This window comes from Candidatus Zymogenus saltonus, from assembly GCA_016929395.1.
In the GTDB taxonomy this organism is placed as follows: domain Bacteria; phylum Desulfobacterota; class Zymogenia; order Zymogenales; family Zymogenaceae; genus Zymogenus; species Zymogenus saltonus.
Map to the genome: position 1 here is coordinate 17,635 of JAFGIX010000043.1, position 15,023 is coordinate 32,657.

Genomic DNA, 15,023 nt, shown 5'->3' on the forward strand with positions numbered 1-15,023 from the left:
TATTGCCATTTTACCCGCCTGTAAAATGGCCCACATAATACGCCACGTCTTTTTCGCCCGTTTCCCATCAAAAATCTTGCCCATCAAAAATCTTGATATATATCCAATCCCGCACGGCTCTTTTCTCTTATTTTAAGCTTAAAGCAAAAGGCTCCTTATACCGCCAAACCCGAATACTTGGGACAGACTTTTCTGCATGTGTTGCACGAGATGACCCACCCTCCGCCGTTGGTATATGAATACGAGTGTTCTCGACAGAGCTTCTGATTAACGGTTATCCCGTCAAGGGCCCTTTGGGGACACGAGTCCAGACATAAAGCGCATCCGGGTTTACATGCTTCATAAAGCGCTATCGGATCGGGCTCCAAGTCAACCGATACGAGAACACCACCGAGCCATATCATATTACCGTAAACTTCATTCATAAGAAGTGTATTTTTCCCGATCACTCCAAGACCGGCGAAATATCCTGCATGCTTGAGCGAAATGATCCCGCGGCCGTGGCTTCGGGCGGAATCCCAAAATTCATAGGGGTCCGAAGATGGTATGGGTATTGACCCGATGCCTCTTTCTTCCAAATACAACGACAGTTGAAATGAGATTTGGTCCAGCTTATCCACCAGTAGATTTCTGACAAAAGTATAGGGAACCGTTGTTGAAGGCTCAAAAGTGCTCTTCGGAAAGTGCGAGGCAAAGATAACGACCGACCTGCCGTCGGGATAAATATCGGATGGATGAAATCCCTCCGGGGCGTCGAAGAATCGACTCACGGGTGCAATGCCGCACAAATCGGCGCCTAAAAGGAAGACCTTTTCTTTCAATTCCTTCGCGTCCACTATTTTTCCCCCTCCATCCTATAGCTAGTTGAATATCGATTATTGTAACCGAGTGATTGAAAAGTATAGAGTAAACCGCACAAATTTTCAAGACAAGAAAGATAGGCTCATTATCTGATACAAATAAAGAATTATGCATTCAAGGGAAGTGAATAGTGATTTTTTGTGTTATTTTTTCATTTTTTTCTTGACAACATGAACAACGTTATTTAAAATAACAGCGTTCATTTTTTGCAGTTCAGATAATTTGGTGTAAATAAATGGGAATGGATATAAAGGACGTAATAGCGAACAGGCAGGAGGCGGAGCGAAAGGAGAGGATAGAGAGGATATTGAACGCCGGCAAAAAGCTTTTTCTCGAAAAGGGCTATCTCGGCGCCACCATGCGGGATATCGCCCTTGAGGCGGAGCTGTCCACGGGGGCCATATATGTCTACTTCAAGGGTAAGGATGAAATCTACGGCAGGGTGTGTGAAGAGGCGTTCCACATTCTTATGGAGATGTTGGAAGAAGCCCGGAAAAGCGATGGAGATTCACTTAAGAGACTGGAGGCCATCGCCAGGGCATACGTCAGGTTCTACATCGACTATAAGGATTACTTCGACATCCTTTCTTTCAACGACCTTGGATTCAAGAGGGCCGGGATATCGGAAGAGCTTCTGGCCAGCCTGGAAAAACTCTCTTTTAAGGCGGTCTCGATCGTCAATGACACCGTACTCGAGGGGATCGGAGAGGGACTCATCTTTGGGAACGTTGACAGCTGGGAGCTCAGCGTCGCCCTGTGGGCGGGGATAGAGGGGCTGATATTCATTCACATGAGGGGATACTTCGATAACTACGGACTTGATCTGAATGATCTTTTTAATACGGAGCTGAGGCTCATATTTTACGGGATAATACCCAGATAATGTGGGGAGTTTTTATATTTGTTTTATATGATCCTATAGGGGCTTTTACCCTTGTTGGATTAAGGTGGCAGGTTTTTTTACTTATTATAAGAAGGAATCATGATGGCTAAAAAAGATACTAAAAAAGGCAGGGAAGTCTATTACAGGCACCTCTTTTTTGTCGGGGCCCTCTGGAACTGGGGCGCCTCGGTCGTTTTTATATTATTCTATAAAAAGATTTTCACGCTCCTCGGGATGGAAATACCGCTCTACCCGTCAATCATGCACCTTTTTCTGGTGCTGGTCGTGACATTCGGCATCGGATACTATTGGGTTTCAAGGGACATTCAGAAAAATCACGACATCGTGAGGATGGGTATCATAGGCAAAACACTCGTCTTCCTCCTATTTCTCTTTCATTCTCTATTCGGGAATCTCCACCCTCTCTTCATCACCGTGGGGGCCGGTGACCTCATCTTCGCCGTTTTGTTCATCGAGTTCTTAATCTCGTCCAAAAAGAGATGACTTGTTTCTTGGGAGATGGGACTTGTGATTTGACGGGCGGGCGGTTTTCATCGCGGCTTTTGACATTGCTTTCTGAGATCGCTTTTTGAGATAGATATTTGAGCTCGTGCCCGGCCTGCCGGGCCGATCAAGATATTTGCGACGAGAGATGTCATCGTTATCGTGATGACCATATCTGTAGAAACGATTGGGGGGATATGGGTTTGGTGAATTATGCGGTACTCTCCGATGTTCACGGAAACATCGAGGCGCTGACCGCCGTCCTCGAAGACGTGGAAAGATCGTCCGTTATGAAGATCGTCTTCCTCGGGGATGTCGTCGGGTACGGCGCCGACCCGGCGGAGTGTCTGAGACTCATTGAGGGGGCTTCAGACATATCTGTAGTTGGAAATCACGATCTTGCGATTGCTGACGGCTCGGGGCTCGATGATCTCAACGAGGATGCGGCCCTGGCGGCAAGATGGACGGCAACCCTCGTAAGTGACTACGACAGGAAAAAGATGATGAAGCTTCCGCTGGAGCATGTAGAGGCCGATTCCGGTATCCATTTCGTTCACGGCTCGCCCGACCGGCCGGAGAGATTCAACTACATATTGAGCAAATGGGACGCGGAAAAGGGATTTGCCGGGTGCGGTAGCAGGGTCGTCTTCGTAGGCCACTCCCACATCCCGGCCGCCTTCGTGGAGCTGGAGTACAGGAGGACCTTTACGGGAGAGGTTCGGCGGGTGAAGGAGCTGGACGCCTCAAAGATTCAACTGGAGACGGGGTATCGATACATAATAAACGTGGGGAGCGTGGGACAGCCCAGGGACGGCGACCCGAGGGCGACCTACGGGATATACGACAGCGGGAACCAAACATTCTACCTTAAGAGGGTCCCCTACGATGTAGAGAAGGCGGCTTCGAAGATAAGGGAGGCCGGTCTCCCCGAAGCCCTGGCCCAACGCTTAAGGTCGGGTCGCTGATGGAGGGTAAAAAATGGCGAAAAATTTCGAGTTTAAAGGGTACACGGTAATCACGAGCCTGTCTCACGGGCTGCTCGGGCCGTTGAAGCTGGGCCTCGACAGCCTGTTGATAAAGAGCAAATCAGAGCACGCCTTCATGGGGAGCGGTGATGTAATCGGGAATTTCCCCGATCCGAAAAAGAGCGTACTCGTGACGGGATGCACGAGGGAGGCCCTCTTCGACGACAACATCAAGGGGGAAGAGGGGGGATATAGGGAGATCTTCGGCGACCGCGTAATGCTCGAGGTCCAGGGATACGTAAAAAAGATACCGGAGGGGCAGGTGAGATTCAGGGATGTATCGATGGGAGCCGGCGATATTGAAGATATGATTTCGAGGATCGTGAAAGTATTTGAAAAGCTTGGCATTGATATTAATGACGATGACAGGGCCGCGATAAAGGGGGAGCTTACAAGGAGAGGATAGGGGACCATATTCAATGGCTGAAAAGGCTGCCAAAGATCGAGAGGTTCTTCGCATAGTGGAGGATTACTTATGCGACAGGCCGGAGTTTTTCCTGACCTCTCTTAACGTTAAGGAAATGGGGGAGTCGTGCGGGGAGCGCTACGTCCGTGTAAACACCGTCGACAAGAGGAGTCCCGAGCTTTTCATGGTATGCGATGTCAAGGGCAATCCCGGAAAAAGGGTAGTGCCATACTTTCTCATCCGGGAGCGGCCGAACAGGCAGATAATAAGCTATTTCCTTGGGAAGAACATCTGCAACCTCTCCGAGGTGAGGGAGATAGAGGGGAAACTCTATTCCCGGCACGCCGACAGCCACGGGCCCGATGAGCTGCCCCATCGGGACGAGATCGCCTCAAAGATCGGACTCTGGGTCCACGACTGCCTGACGGAGGACTTCGACCATCACAGCTCGCTGAACAGGCGCGACCTCCCCTTCGGCGCGTCGGTATCATACGACTTCGGGATGTCCTTTACGAACTCCTACTTCCCCCCCTTCTACGCTTGGGAGCTGGGCATCTCAGACGACTCCATAGAGGAGAGGGCCGATTTTGTAATGGAGCTTTTGACCCGCTATGCCCGGCTGGCCGAGATGGGCGAGGATGAAATCATTTCGAATATTAAGGACATATATCCCACGACCAGAAACGAGGACTTCCTAAGATACCTCTTCAGGAGCTACAAGACGTACTTTCCCATGAGGCTCTATTATGGCCGCATTTTAGAGAAACTGAAAGGCACCGTGCTTCATCGGGACAAGCTGTCGATCATACTCGGCGCCGTGGGCCTCTCGATCGATGGGATCGCCGACTGGAATGATGTGATAAGGCTCCTCTCGGACAGCCGGCGAGGGAGCCTCGACCTGAGAGGGCTTGACCTTTCCCATGTCAACATGAGGAAGGCCGACCTCTTCGTGGCGGATCTGAGAGAGGCGGATCTAAGGGGCGCCGATCTCAGGTGCGCCGACCTCAGGGATGCCGATCTCAGGGGTGCAAAGACCGACGGTATGGATATCGACGATGCCAAAACCGAGGGAATGAAAATATAGGAAAGATTATTTTTAAGGAGGACTAAAAAATGGCAAAGAAGGAAAAGGAGCACCTTTCAAAGGATCACTGGATCGAGCAGGAGGGGATTATCTGGGAGCAGTCGGAATCCACCGAGGATTTTTCACCCCACATACCGAAGGCGGAGTTCGAGCTGAGGATCAAGAAGGCCAAGGAGCTGTTGGCAAAACACGGCATGGACGCCATGATCCTTTTTGCCGAGGAGAACAAGTACTACTACGGCGGCTACAGGGATGCGGCGCTGATGTTCACGGACCGGTGGCGCCACTGCTTCATCGTCTCCCAGGAGCATGACGTCGTCTTCGTCGGGGAGTCTATCCTGGACAGCAACCTGAAGAAGACCACCTGGGTAAAGGACGGCCGGTACTGGTGCGGCGTAAAGTTCTGGCGCCTGCCGGTTCGGTTCAACGACGTCTTCGTGGACACCATGATAGACCTGAATCTCGACAACAAGGTGATCGGGATGGAATACGGCGCCCATCACATACCCCAGGTGGGGATCGACGAGATCCGTCTTATCGAGGCCTCCCTTCCGAACGCGAAGTTCGTCAGCGCCGAAAAGGTCCTCTGGGAGCAGAAGATGGTCAAGACCGACTGGGAGATAGCGTTGATGCGGGAGATGCTGGATAAGACCACGAGGGTGATGGATAAGACCTGGAAGGCCATAAGGCCGGGCGTCACCGAGAGGGATATCCACCGCATCACATGGCAGGAGTGGGTGAACGAGGATATGTTCGAGACGCCGTGCATGAGCAACCCCGTCCTCTTTATATGCGGAAGCGACGCCCCGGGCAAGTGGAGGATTGTGACCACCCCCTTCTACGACAGGGTGATAAAAGAGGGGGACCAGGGATTCTCCGACTGCGGCCCGTCCTACAGGGGCTACTGGACCGACGTCCAGCGCTGCTTCTACGTGGGTGACAAGCTCCCGCCGAAATGCGACGATCTCTCCAAGTGGGGCAGGGACGCATACATGAACACGGTCAACAACATGTATCCCGGGATGAGGGGGTGCGACGTCTTCAAGCTCGCCGAAAAGGAGACGTATCGCCAGGACTGGAACCAGGCCGTGCCGATAGAGTTCGTGGGACACGGGATCGGGACCCTGAACCACGAGCCTCCGTGGCTTGCGGAAAACGACATGAACGAGCTCGTCCCCGGCATGACCCTCTGCGTGGAGGTGGGATGCTACGGCACCGACATGGTCTACTACGGCAATATGCCGGAAGATATATGGCTGGTGACGGACAAGGGCCTCGAGCTCCTCGGAATCGACCTGCCCAGGGAAGTCTGGCTCTGTAAATAGATAGTTAAATAGACAACTTATCAATCCCGCCCCGTCGGGCCTCTCCGGCGGGGCGCCTTAAAACGAGTGAAACGAGAAGCGAGGTTTTAGATATGGCGATTGAACTTTCGACGGAAGAGAGACTGGTGTATCTCGTGATCATGGCCGGCGGTGGGAACAAGGTACTACACAACCTCTACAAGGGGGCGGATGAGGTGGAGAAGAAGAGGATACTCGGCGAAATGGGGGAGTATATGCAGGAGCTGGAGCCGGTGATGGACGCCTACGGCCTGGGGAGAGACCCCGAAGGGGTCGCGAGGGGCATGATGCTCACCGAAGACCTTATCGGGTGCGAGCCGAGGGGCGAGCTCTTGTCTGTCACGGAGGACGAGGCGGTGAGGAAGGTCACATCCTGTCCATGGGCGGCCTCGTACGAGGGGGGCACGTGCAGGCTCGTGATGGCGGCCATGGAGGAGGGTATCGGAAAGAAGCACGGCCTTACGATAGTATGTGAGCAGAGTATGGCCGAGGGGGCGGAGTACTGCATCTGGAAGGTAAAAAAGACCGGATAGACCGATACCCGACCCCGCTCGATCTGAAAAACCGACAGGGCGAATGGGGGTAATGGGGGGGTGATGGGGGGGATGATGGAAATCTTAGGCCGATTCGATCAGAGGTGTATCCTGATTTTGATCAATGACGGTCATTTATCATCTGAGATGGGGGGGGGTGGAGTGGTGGCATCGACGATTGAGTATCGATTGAATATCAACATCGCACTTCTTATATGAATTTCTTTTAGATAATTACAATTCGGAGGGGAAAAGTATCTATTTATGAAAAAGAAGTTGACATGAATTTTGGGATGTGAAACAATCCGTCTGGACGGTCGGAAAATCTGGTATCTGTAACCGCATATTCTCTCTCATCTTCTTAATTCTCCTCCTCTTACTGCACCACCTCCTGTACCACCACCACCACCACCACCACCACCACCACCTCCTCCTCCTCCTCCTACTACTACTACTACTACTAATGCTGCTGCTGTTGCTACTATTACTGCACCTGCACCTAATCTCACTCTCATATTGTAACCGTCCGACCGTCCGACCGTCCGACCGTCCAGGGAAGTTACAACGAGAGATATACACTTTCATTTTAATAAGAACAAAAAACATGTCGAGGTACAGTCAAATTGAAAGATGACCTTCGTTCCGAAAAGGTAAAGAGGATAGTCTCCTGCGCCCAGGAGGTTATAGCGAAAAAAAGCGGTTTTTCCGTCAGCATCCAGGACGTGGCGGACAGCGCCGGAATCTCAAAGGGCGCCGTCTTGCACTACTTCCCCACAAAGAGCAGTCTCTTCAAGGCGGTCTTTGAGGATTTTTTCAATGGAATCTTCGAGAGGGGAAAGAGGGTGATGGCGGAACTTGAAGACCCTGTGGAGAAGATAAAGTCCTTCGCCGACTGGCTCTATGATTCGGCCGATCCCGATGGTCCCGTGGGGTATCCCCTCTTCTTCGAGTGTATGTACAGGGCCGTATATGAAGAGGATTTCAAGGCCACATTCCACAACTGGATAACGGGCTGGGTCACCATGTTGGAGAGGTCCATTATGGACGGCATCGAAGAGGGGAAGATAAAGGAGGTAAATCCGGCCGAAACGGCGAGGGCCATATCCGCAGTATATCAGGGTGTTGCTTCGAGGTGGTACCTCGACAGGTCGAGGCATTCAGACGAGTGGGCAACAAAGGTGGTGAAGGACACCATCGATAAAATACTCAGTGTCAAGGATTGAGTCTAAACCTTTTATCAGGGAGGTAAATCATGCCTATTTTTGAAAGCACCGAGAAGATGTACGATGTTCTGGGGAGTCTCTTCAGGTTCCTAATGGAGCATCCCGAAGTGGGTCCGAAGTATGTGGAATCCGGTATCACGATAAAGTTCGATATCTTCGATCCGGAAGGGTATATCTGGCTGACGCCTGATGGCGTCGTACTGGGGGCTTCCGACATGAAGCCGACCATCGAGATGAAGCTTTCGGGGGATACCTGCCACGACTTCTGGCTTAAAAACGTATCGATGCCGGTCGCACTGGCCAAGGGGCTGATAAAGGCGAAGGGCCCGATGCCGAAGGTTCTGAAGCTTTTGCCCCTTCTTAAGCCCGCGTACGAGAATTACCCCAGGATCGCAAAGGAAAAGGGTCTTTCCACGGATTAAAAGGAGGGAGAAAAATGGAGAGAAGCCTGAAACAATACGAAGAGGCAAGAAAAGAAGCCGCCCTGATTGCGGCAAAGCTCATACTGGCCTCGGCGGTGACTTCCCCGAGGCTCGGAGGTGTGGGCGAGATCGCCATCCAGCTCTACCATGACGACGCCGATATCGAGGACATCTGCATCAAGATGGAGGAGATGAGCGCGGACAATCCGGCGTGGAAGTTCTTCAAAAGGGACGCGGCCATGCTGAGGGACGCTAACGCCCTATTGATCATGTCGTCCTTGAGGTCCCTTACCGACCCCGCCGACATCAACTGCAACTATTGCGGGTACGTGACGTGCGAGTACATGAGGGAGGTCGAAAAACTGCCCAAGGAGCCGGGTTTGGCCTTCACGGGGCCGCTCTGTTTTCTCAGGGCGGATAACATGGGTTTTGCCCTGGACGGGGGAATATCCCTCGCCAGAAACCTCGGGATAGACTACGGGGTGTTCTGGTCGGCGGGGGCCGCCGCCATGAAGATGGGTATTTTGCCAAAGGATACCGGCATAGCCATCGGGCTGGCCCTGTCCGTTTCGGAAAAGAGCCCCTTCAGAGACATTCCCGTTCGCTATGACGAGATCAACGAGCGCACGATGATGGACAGGGTCATAAGGAGGCTCTATCCGCAGTTTCGCTCGATATACAGTTAAGGAGGGTATCATGGCTGTTACCGAATTAAGTGAACTTATCAAGGGCGGGCTGGACAGGGCGGTGGAGCTCATGGCGATTGCCGCCCACAACAGCTACCGTTTTGGGAAGACGAACAAAACGAAGATCATTTCCATCGGACACGAGGAGATGCAGCAGATAGGGGAGTTCTGCTATTCACTGGCGGATATGTCTCCCCTGGCGGCCAGGGACGGCCGGGCCATGAAGGAGCTCATCGATATGGACGGCAGGATGCTGATCATAGGCGAGAAGAGAAAGAGCGACCTCAACTGGAACTGCGGGGCCTGCGGATACCGCACCTGCGCGGAGCTGAACAAGACCGAGGAGGTGGAGGCCCTTACCGGGCGCGGTCCGTCGTGCCAGTTCAAGAACCTCAACGTGATGATCGCGGCAAACGCCGCCGCCTCAATGGCGTGGAGGCTGGGACTCTACTGCAGGGTGTATTCCACATACGGCATGAGCGCTCTGGCCATGAGCGTCATCGAGGACGTGGACATATCGATCTCCGTGGCGGTGGCCGCCGGGAAGAGCGACCCCTTCTTCGATCGGCACCAGTACTGGACCCAGGAGTTCTGGGACGAGATATTCAAGAAGGAGTTCCCAACCTACGATCGGGGATTCATCGGGGCGATAGAGGAATAAGAATGAGTGGAGGAGTTGAAAAATGTCTGCCAAGTTAGAATTGAACCCGGTCATCCTGGGGCACCTCATAGAGATCAGGGCCGGCGAGACTCCCGACAAGGAGATCATCGTGTTCGAGAAGGGTGAGTTGGGGGAAGATATACTCACATACTCGGACATCCACGAGGCGTCCAACAAGGTCGCGAGGCTGCTTCTGAAAAACGGCATAGGGAAGGGGGACAGGTTCGCCCTCTTTATGAGAAACCACCCCGAGTTTATCTACGCCGTGACCGCGGCGACGGTGGTCGGGGCCGTCGTGGTGCCCATAGACCCCCGCTCCCGGGGGGAGCGCCTTAAATATCTTCTTGAAAACTCAGACTCCAAGGGAATTATCGTGTCCGGGGAGTGCCTCGGTCAGCTGGAGGAGGTGATGGGCGGGCTTTCCGACCTGAAGTTCAAGGCGGTCGCCTGGAGGGAGGAGCAGGGGATCAAGCCGACCGGCAGGTACCATGCCTTAAACGAGACGCTTAACGCCGACGCCTGGGAGAGGGTCGACCAGATGATATTCGACGTCCGCCATCCGATGGAGGTCATATACACGTCGGGGACCACCGGCGACCCGAAGGGGGTGATCTTGAGGAACAACCGCACCGGCGCCATAAATCTCCTGAACCTCCTGGCGTGGAAATACAGGCCGGGGGACGTCCTCTATTCGGGTCTTTCCTTGACCCACGGCAACGCCCAGGCGGTGACGCTGCTTCCCGCTCTCAGCAACGGCTACAAGGCTGTGATAAGCGCGAGATTCACCAAGAGCCGTATATGGGACATATGCCGCAAGTACGGCTGCACCTCCTTTTCGCTCCTGGGCGGGATGATGGCGGGTATCTTCAACGAGCCGGAGAAACCGGACGACGCGGACAACCCGGTTAAGGTCGTCATCTCGGCCGGAACCCCCCAGGCCATCTGGGAAGGCTTCGAGAAGCGCTTTGGCGTCAAGATCCTCGAGTGGTACGGCGCGGTGGAGGGGGGATTCTCGTTCAAGCCGCCGGGCGTGGGCCCCATCGGCTCGTTCGGAAAGACGCTTCCCGGCGTGATGGAACTTAAGGTCGTGGACGACGACGACAACGAGGTGCCGCCGGGAGTGACGGGGGAGATGATAGTCAAGATGCTCAAGGGCGAGACGAAGGTGGATTACCTGAAGAGACCGGACGAGAGCGCCGACAAGACCAGGGGCGGGTGGCTCAGGACGGGAGACATGGTCCACCGGGACGAAAAGGGGTGGTTCTTCTTCGATTACCGAAAGGGGACGGAGCTCAGGCGCGCCGGGGACTTCATCCAGCCGGACTACGTCGAGAGGATCATAGGCGAGCACCCGCAGGTCAGCGAGGTCTGTGTCTACGGCATCCCCGCGGCAAGCGGCGCCCCCGGAGAGAGCGACCTCGTGGCCGCCCTGGAGCCCTTCGAAAACGGGACCATCGATCCAAAGAGCGTATTCGACAAGTGCAAGAAGGAGATGGAGACAAACTTCATCCCGTCTTACCTGCAGGTGGTGGAGGAGATACCGAAGAGCATCTCGGAGAAGGCCTTGGACAGGGTGTTGAAAGACAAGTTCTCGCCAGATGCTCAAAACGTCCATAAATTCGAGGATTATAAGTAAAATGAAAAGGAGTCTTATCATGAGCTACCTTGACCTTAACATTGAGCTCACCGACGAACAGATCGCCCTGAAAGACGCCGCCCACAAGTTTGCAAAGGAGGTATTGAGGCCGGCAAGCCTTGAGCTTGACAAGCTGGAAAATCCCGAGGATGTCATAAAGAGCCCCATCTACTGGAACGCGATGAAGAAAGGGTATGAGCTGGGCTATCACACCATCTTCATTCCCGACAGCTGGGGCGGGCTTGGGCTCGAGCCGCTCGAAGTCCACATGGTTTTAGAGGAGATCGCCTGGGGGAGCGCGGACTTCGCCATAGCGTTCGGTGTGGCGTGCTTTCCGGCGTTCTTCGCATCCATGCTCCCATCGGACCGCCTGGCCGACGAGATACTCTTTCCCTACTGCGATAACAAGGACGCCACCTTCATAGGCTGCTGGGGCATCACGGAGCCGGATCACGGGACGGATACACTGGCCCCGGGCACCCCAAACTTTACCGATCCGAAGATAACGGGGCAGGTCACCGCGCGCCTCGACGGGGACGAGTGGGCCATAAACGGCCAGAAGGCGTCCTGGGTATCCAACGGAAGCATCGCCACCCACACCCTCCTCTACCTCACGATAGATCCCTCGATGGGGATGTCGGGCGGCGGCATCTGCATCGTTCCGCTGGACCTGCCGGGGGTGAGCAGGGGGAGGGCCCTGAACAAGATAGGCCAGAGGGCCTTGAATCAGGGGGAGATATTCTTCGACGGCGTGATGGTGCCGGCGGAGTACATGCTGGTCGATCAGGAGAGCTACGAGTCTATGCTCGACCTGACGCTTTCCACCGCGAACGCCGCCATGGGGGCGATGTTCACCGGCGTGGCCAGGGCCGCCTACGAGGAGGCTCTCAACTACTCGAGGGAGCGCGTTCAGGGGGGAAAACTCCTGTTCGAGCACCAGATGATAAAACACAAGCTGTTTTCGATGTTCATGAAGGTGGAGGCGGCAAGGGCGCTCTCCCGCGCGGCGATGATATACAATTACAACAACACGCCGCCGGACACCAAGTACTCCATAGCGTCCAAGGTTTTCTGCACCAACACGGCCTTCGAGGTTGCCAACGACGCCGTCCAGATATTCGGCGGATACGGCCTGAGCAGGGAATATCCGATCGAAAAGATCTTCAGGGACGCAAGGGCCGCGCTGATCGAGGACGGCGCCAACGACAGCCTGATGTTGACCGGCGCCCATTCGCTTTGAGATTAATATTACGGCAAATCGGGGATCAAGTCCTGGACTCTATATTTGACGATAAAGGATATGATTGAGGCGTGAGGGCGGGCAGGGGATTTTTGTGACTAAAAGAGAAAGCAAATCTGTATATGAATTTGAGTGACTTTTAATTGCGGTTGTTGCCTGAGGTTGGTCGTTAAGAGAATAATAGGAGTTAAAATATGGAAGATGTCTATATTATCGGCGTCGGGATGATAAGGTTCGGGAAGTACCTGGACCGTACGATAAAGGGGATGGCGAAAGACGCCGTTGACCTTGTCTTTATGGACGCGGGAGTAAAGAAAGAGGATATCGAGGCCGCGTACGTGGCCAACACCTTCTGGGGGATGTTCAACGGGCAGCACTCCATCAGGGGACAGGTGATATTGAGGTCGATGGGAATTCAGGGGCTTCCGATCACAAATGTGGAGAACGCTTGTGCCGGCGCATCGACCGCCCTCAACCTCGCCTGTCACGGGGTGTCCTGCGGGACCTACGACGTGGCCCTGGCCCTGGGGGTGGAGAAGATAACCAACGAGAACAAGGCGCTGTCATTTCAGGCCTATGCGACGTGCCTCGACGTGGAGGGCTTCAACGAGCATATCCAGTTCCTGCTTAATGTGGGGAAGAGCCTGAACCTAGACACCCCCGAAGAGTCAGGGGCGCCGGGGGAGGGGAGGAGCATATTCATGGACATATATTCCATCGGAGCCCGGTGGCACATGGCGACGTACGGCTCCACCCAGAGGCAGCTTGCGACAATCAGCGCCAAGAATCACTTCCACAGCTCGTTGAATCCCCTCTCCCAATACCAGAAGGATATGAACGTGGAAGAGGTCTTAAACGACAGGCTCATCTCCTACCCCCTGACCAGGGCGATGTGCGCCCCCGTAGGCGACGGGGCGGCGGCGGCGATTGTCTGCTCAAAAAAATATCTCAAAAGACTGGCCGGCGCCAGGCCCGTCAAGGTCAGGGCGTCCGTCCTCGGCTCCGGCACCGACAGGCCGATAGATGGAATAGATATAGGCGAAAGGCTCTCCAAAAAGGCGTATGAGGTATCGGGGATAGGCCCAGGCGACATCGACATCGCGGAGGTCCACGATGCAACGGCCTACGGCGAGCTCCACCAGACCGAGGCCATGGGCTTCTGTCCCGAGGGGGAGGGGGGCGTCTTTGCCGAGAGCGGCGCAACCAAGCTGGGCGGGAAGATCCCGATCAACACCAGCGGCGGATTGGAGAGCCGGGGCCACCCGATAGGGGCGTCGGGGCTGGCGCAGATCCACGAGATCGTCACGCAGCTTCGGGGAGAGGCGGGAAAGAGGCAGGCGGAGGGCGCGAGGATAGGGTTGACGGAAAACGGCGGCGGAAACATCGGCGTCGAGGAGGCCGCCATGTGCGTCCATGTCCTTGAGAAGGTCTGACAGCCGTTGAAAACCTGCCCAAGTATCCAACCGCGGAGCCGTGAATGTCAAAAGGGATTGGCTGAAGCAGGATACCGGATAATGCCGTGTAAGTCGACATTCCCGCTAAAGCGGGAATGTCGACAAAAACAGCCCCGCCAGCCTTTGCCGGTATAAAATGCAGGGGATCATTTTTGTAGTTTGAGGCGACGGTCGACCGCCTTCACCTTTCCCACCACCCCCACCCCCCCGGTGGTGGCCCTTTCTACCTTTAGATCGGTTTAGGAAAAATACTTCTGAATTCAATTGATTTTTTTGCTTTTTTTATTACAATTAACAATGTGGTGGATACAGAGATCAAGAAGATTCGAGGGGAAAAGGGATAGAGCCGGGAAAAGCTTGCTCCAGAAGCGGGATTATCTCAAAGGATTATTTCAAATATATCAATTAAATCGCAACCAAATCGCAATAGAATCGAAAAGGATTCCCATGACTATAGCAAAAGGAGACTCGAAAAGATCGCAGAAGCCCACGGAGTCCCTGCAAGCGCCTTTATCAAGGACGAAAAACCAAAGAAAAATATCTCGAATCCGAATACGACAATTTTCTTAAGGAGCTTTACATCGACGATAGCCTAAAAAGAATACTAAGCTCCCATATGGCTTGTCTTTGAGTTTTCAGCTTAAGGGAATGGGTTGACATGTCTATCAACCCATTGAAGTCATCGAAATTTTTGGCGCGCCTGGCAGGACTCGAATTTACGACCAACAAATTCGTAGTCCCTTGTACTAGGTATGGTAGAGCTGGGTAATTATTAGGTTTTTTGAGTGATATCAAATAGTTAAGCAAATTTTGACTATCCCAGAATATACCGATAAATCCCCAAAAATAATTACTTTTTCCAAAAATAGTGGAATATTTTATGGAATAAAAGCGACTCCAAATTCTAAGCGAGTGTCTGAAGAGCCAAAGTAAGATCCAACCGTCAAACCAAGCGTCAGACCATGATTATCAGTCCTGTAATGGACCCCAAAAAGTAGACAAGGGGGATAGTTGGATGTAAGATGGTACTGTTCTCCAAATTAGAAAGGAGAGGCAATGCCA

Annotated in this window: 16 protein-coding genes; 14 read left to right on the plus strand and 2 right to left on the minus strand. The window is 53.6% G+C overall.

The features are described 5' to 3' along the window. Positions 1-155: 155 nt before the first annotated feature. Positions 156-836 carry an epoxyqueuosine reductase gene (locus JW984_08530; GenBank protein MBN1573224.1) on the minus strand — a complete coding sequence of 227 codons (681 nt, stop codon included), beginning with the start codon at positions 834-836 and terminating at the stop codon, positions 156-158. Between the two features lie 260 nt (positions 837-1,096). Here JW984_08530 and JW984_08535 point away from each other — a divergent pair, with 260 nt between their 5' ends. The 7 genes from JW984_08535 to JW984_08565 all read left to right on the plus strand — a co-directional run bounded on the left by JW984_08535 (position 1,097) and on the right by JW984_08565 (position 6,639). Then, complete coding sequence (locus JW984_08535; GenBank protein ID MBN1573225.1) at positions 1,097-1,744, plus strand: TetR/AcrR family transcriptional regulator; 648 nt, start codon at positions 1,097-1,099, stop codon at positions 1,742-1,744. Positions 1,745-1,843: 99 nt separating this feature from the next. After that, positions 1,844-2,248 carry a hypothetical protein gene (locus tag JW984_08540; protein MBN1573226.1) on the plus strand — a complete coding sequence of 135 codons (405 nt, stop codon included), beginning with the start codon at positions 1,844-1,846 and terminating at the stop codon, positions 2,246-2,248. A 206-nt stretch (positions 2,249-2,454) separates the two neighbouring features. After that, positions 2,455-3,213: a metallophosphoesterase family protein gene (locus JW984_08545; protein ID MBN1573227.1), complete on the plus strand. Its 759-nt coding sequence runs from the start codon at positions 2,455-2,457 to the stop codon at positions 3,211-3,213. A 13-nt stretch (positions 3,214-3,226) separates the two neighbouring features. Next, positions 3,227-3,679: a hypothetical protein gene (locus JW984_08550; protein ID MBN1573228.1), complete on the plus strand. Its 453-nt coding sequence runs from the start codon at positions 3,227-3,229 to the stop codon at positions 3,677-3,679. Positions 3,680-4,307: 628 nt separating this feature from the next. After that, positions 4,308-4,763: a pentapeptide repeat-containing protein gene (locus JW984_08555; GenBank protein MBN1573229.1), complete on the plus strand. Its 456-nt coding sequence runs from the start codon at positions 4,308-4,310 to the stop codon at positions 4,761-4,763. A gap of 29 nt (positions 4,764-4,792) precedes the next feature. Further along, a complete protein-coding gene (locus JW984_08560) occupies positions 4,793-6,088 on the plus strand; it encodes an aminopeptidase P family protein (GenBank protein ID MBN1573230.1) in 1,296 nt (431 codons plus the stop codon). Between the two features lie 92 nt (positions 6,089-6,180). Then, positions 6,181-6,639, plus strand: a complete 459-nt coding sequence (locus JW984_08565) for a hypothetical protein (protein MBN1573231.1) — start codon at positions 6,181-6,183, stop codon at positions 6,637-6,639. 353 nt (positions 6,640-6,992) lie between these two features. Here JW984_08565 and JW984_08570 read toward each other — a convergent pair whose 3' ends face one another. Next, positions 6,993-7,154 (minus strand): hypothetical protein, encoded by a 162-nt coding sequence (locus tag JW984_08570; GenBank protein ID MBN1573232.1) that lies wholly within the window; start codon positions 7,152-7,154, stop codon positions 6,993-6,995. Positions 7,155-7,262: 108 nt separating this feature from the next. Between JW984_08570 and JW984_08575 the strand changes: the two genes are divergently transcribed. The 7 genes from JW984_08575 to JW984_08605 all read left to right on the plus strand — a co-directional run bounded on the left by JW984_08575 (position 7,263) and on the right by JW984_08605 (position 13,940). Beyond that, the gene (locus JW984_08575) at positions 7,263-7,862 is read left to right on the plus strand and encodes a TetR/AcrR family transcriptional regulator (GenBank protein ID MBN1573233.1); all 600 of its coding nucleotides are present in this window, start codon (positions 7,263-7,265) and stop codon (positions 7,860-7,862) included. A gap of 29 nt (positions 7,863-7,891) precedes the next feature. Further along, positions 7,892-8,284, plus strand: a complete 393-nt coding sequence (locus JW984_08580) for a hypothetical protein (protein MBN1573234.1) — start codon at positions 7,892-7,894, stop codon at positions 8,282-8,284. Positions 8,285-8,298: 14 nt separating this feature from the next. Beyond that, the gene (locus tag JW984_08585) at positions 8,299-8,970 is read left to right on the plus strand and encodes a hypothetical protein (GenBank protein ID MBN1573235.1); all 672 of its coding nucleotides are present in this window, start codon (positions 8,299-8,301) and stop codon (positions 8,968-8,970) included. Positions 8,971-8,980: 10 nt separating this feature from the next. Then, positions 8,981-9,631: a hypothetical protein gene (locus JW984_08590; GenBank protein MBN1573236.1), complete on the plus strand. Its 651-nt coding sequence runs from the start codon at positions 8,981-8,983 to the stop codon at positions 9,629-9,631. A 22-nt stretch (positions 9,632-9,653) separates the two neighbouring features. Beyond that, positions 9,654-11,267: an AMP-binding protein gene (locus tag JW984_08595; GenBank protein MBN1573237.1), complete on the plus strand. Its 1,614-nt coding sequence runs from the start codon at positions 9,654-9,656 to the stop codon at positions 11,265-11,267. A 19-nt stretch (positions 11,268-11,286) separates the two neighbouring features. Then, positions 11,287-12,507, plus strand: a complete 1,221-nt coding sequence (locus JW984_08600; GenBank protein ID MBN1573238.1) for an acyl-CoA/acyl-ACP dehydrogenase — start codon at positions 11,287-11,289, stop codon at positions 12,505-12,507. A gap of 194 nt (positions 12,508-12,701) precedes the next feature. Continuing rightward, entirely contained in the window at positions 12,702-13,940 is a 1,239-nt protein-coding gene (locus JW984_08605) for a thiolase family protein (GenBank protein ID MBN1573239.1), read from the plus strand. The last annotated feature ends 1,083 nt before the right edge of the window (positions 13,941-15,023 follow it).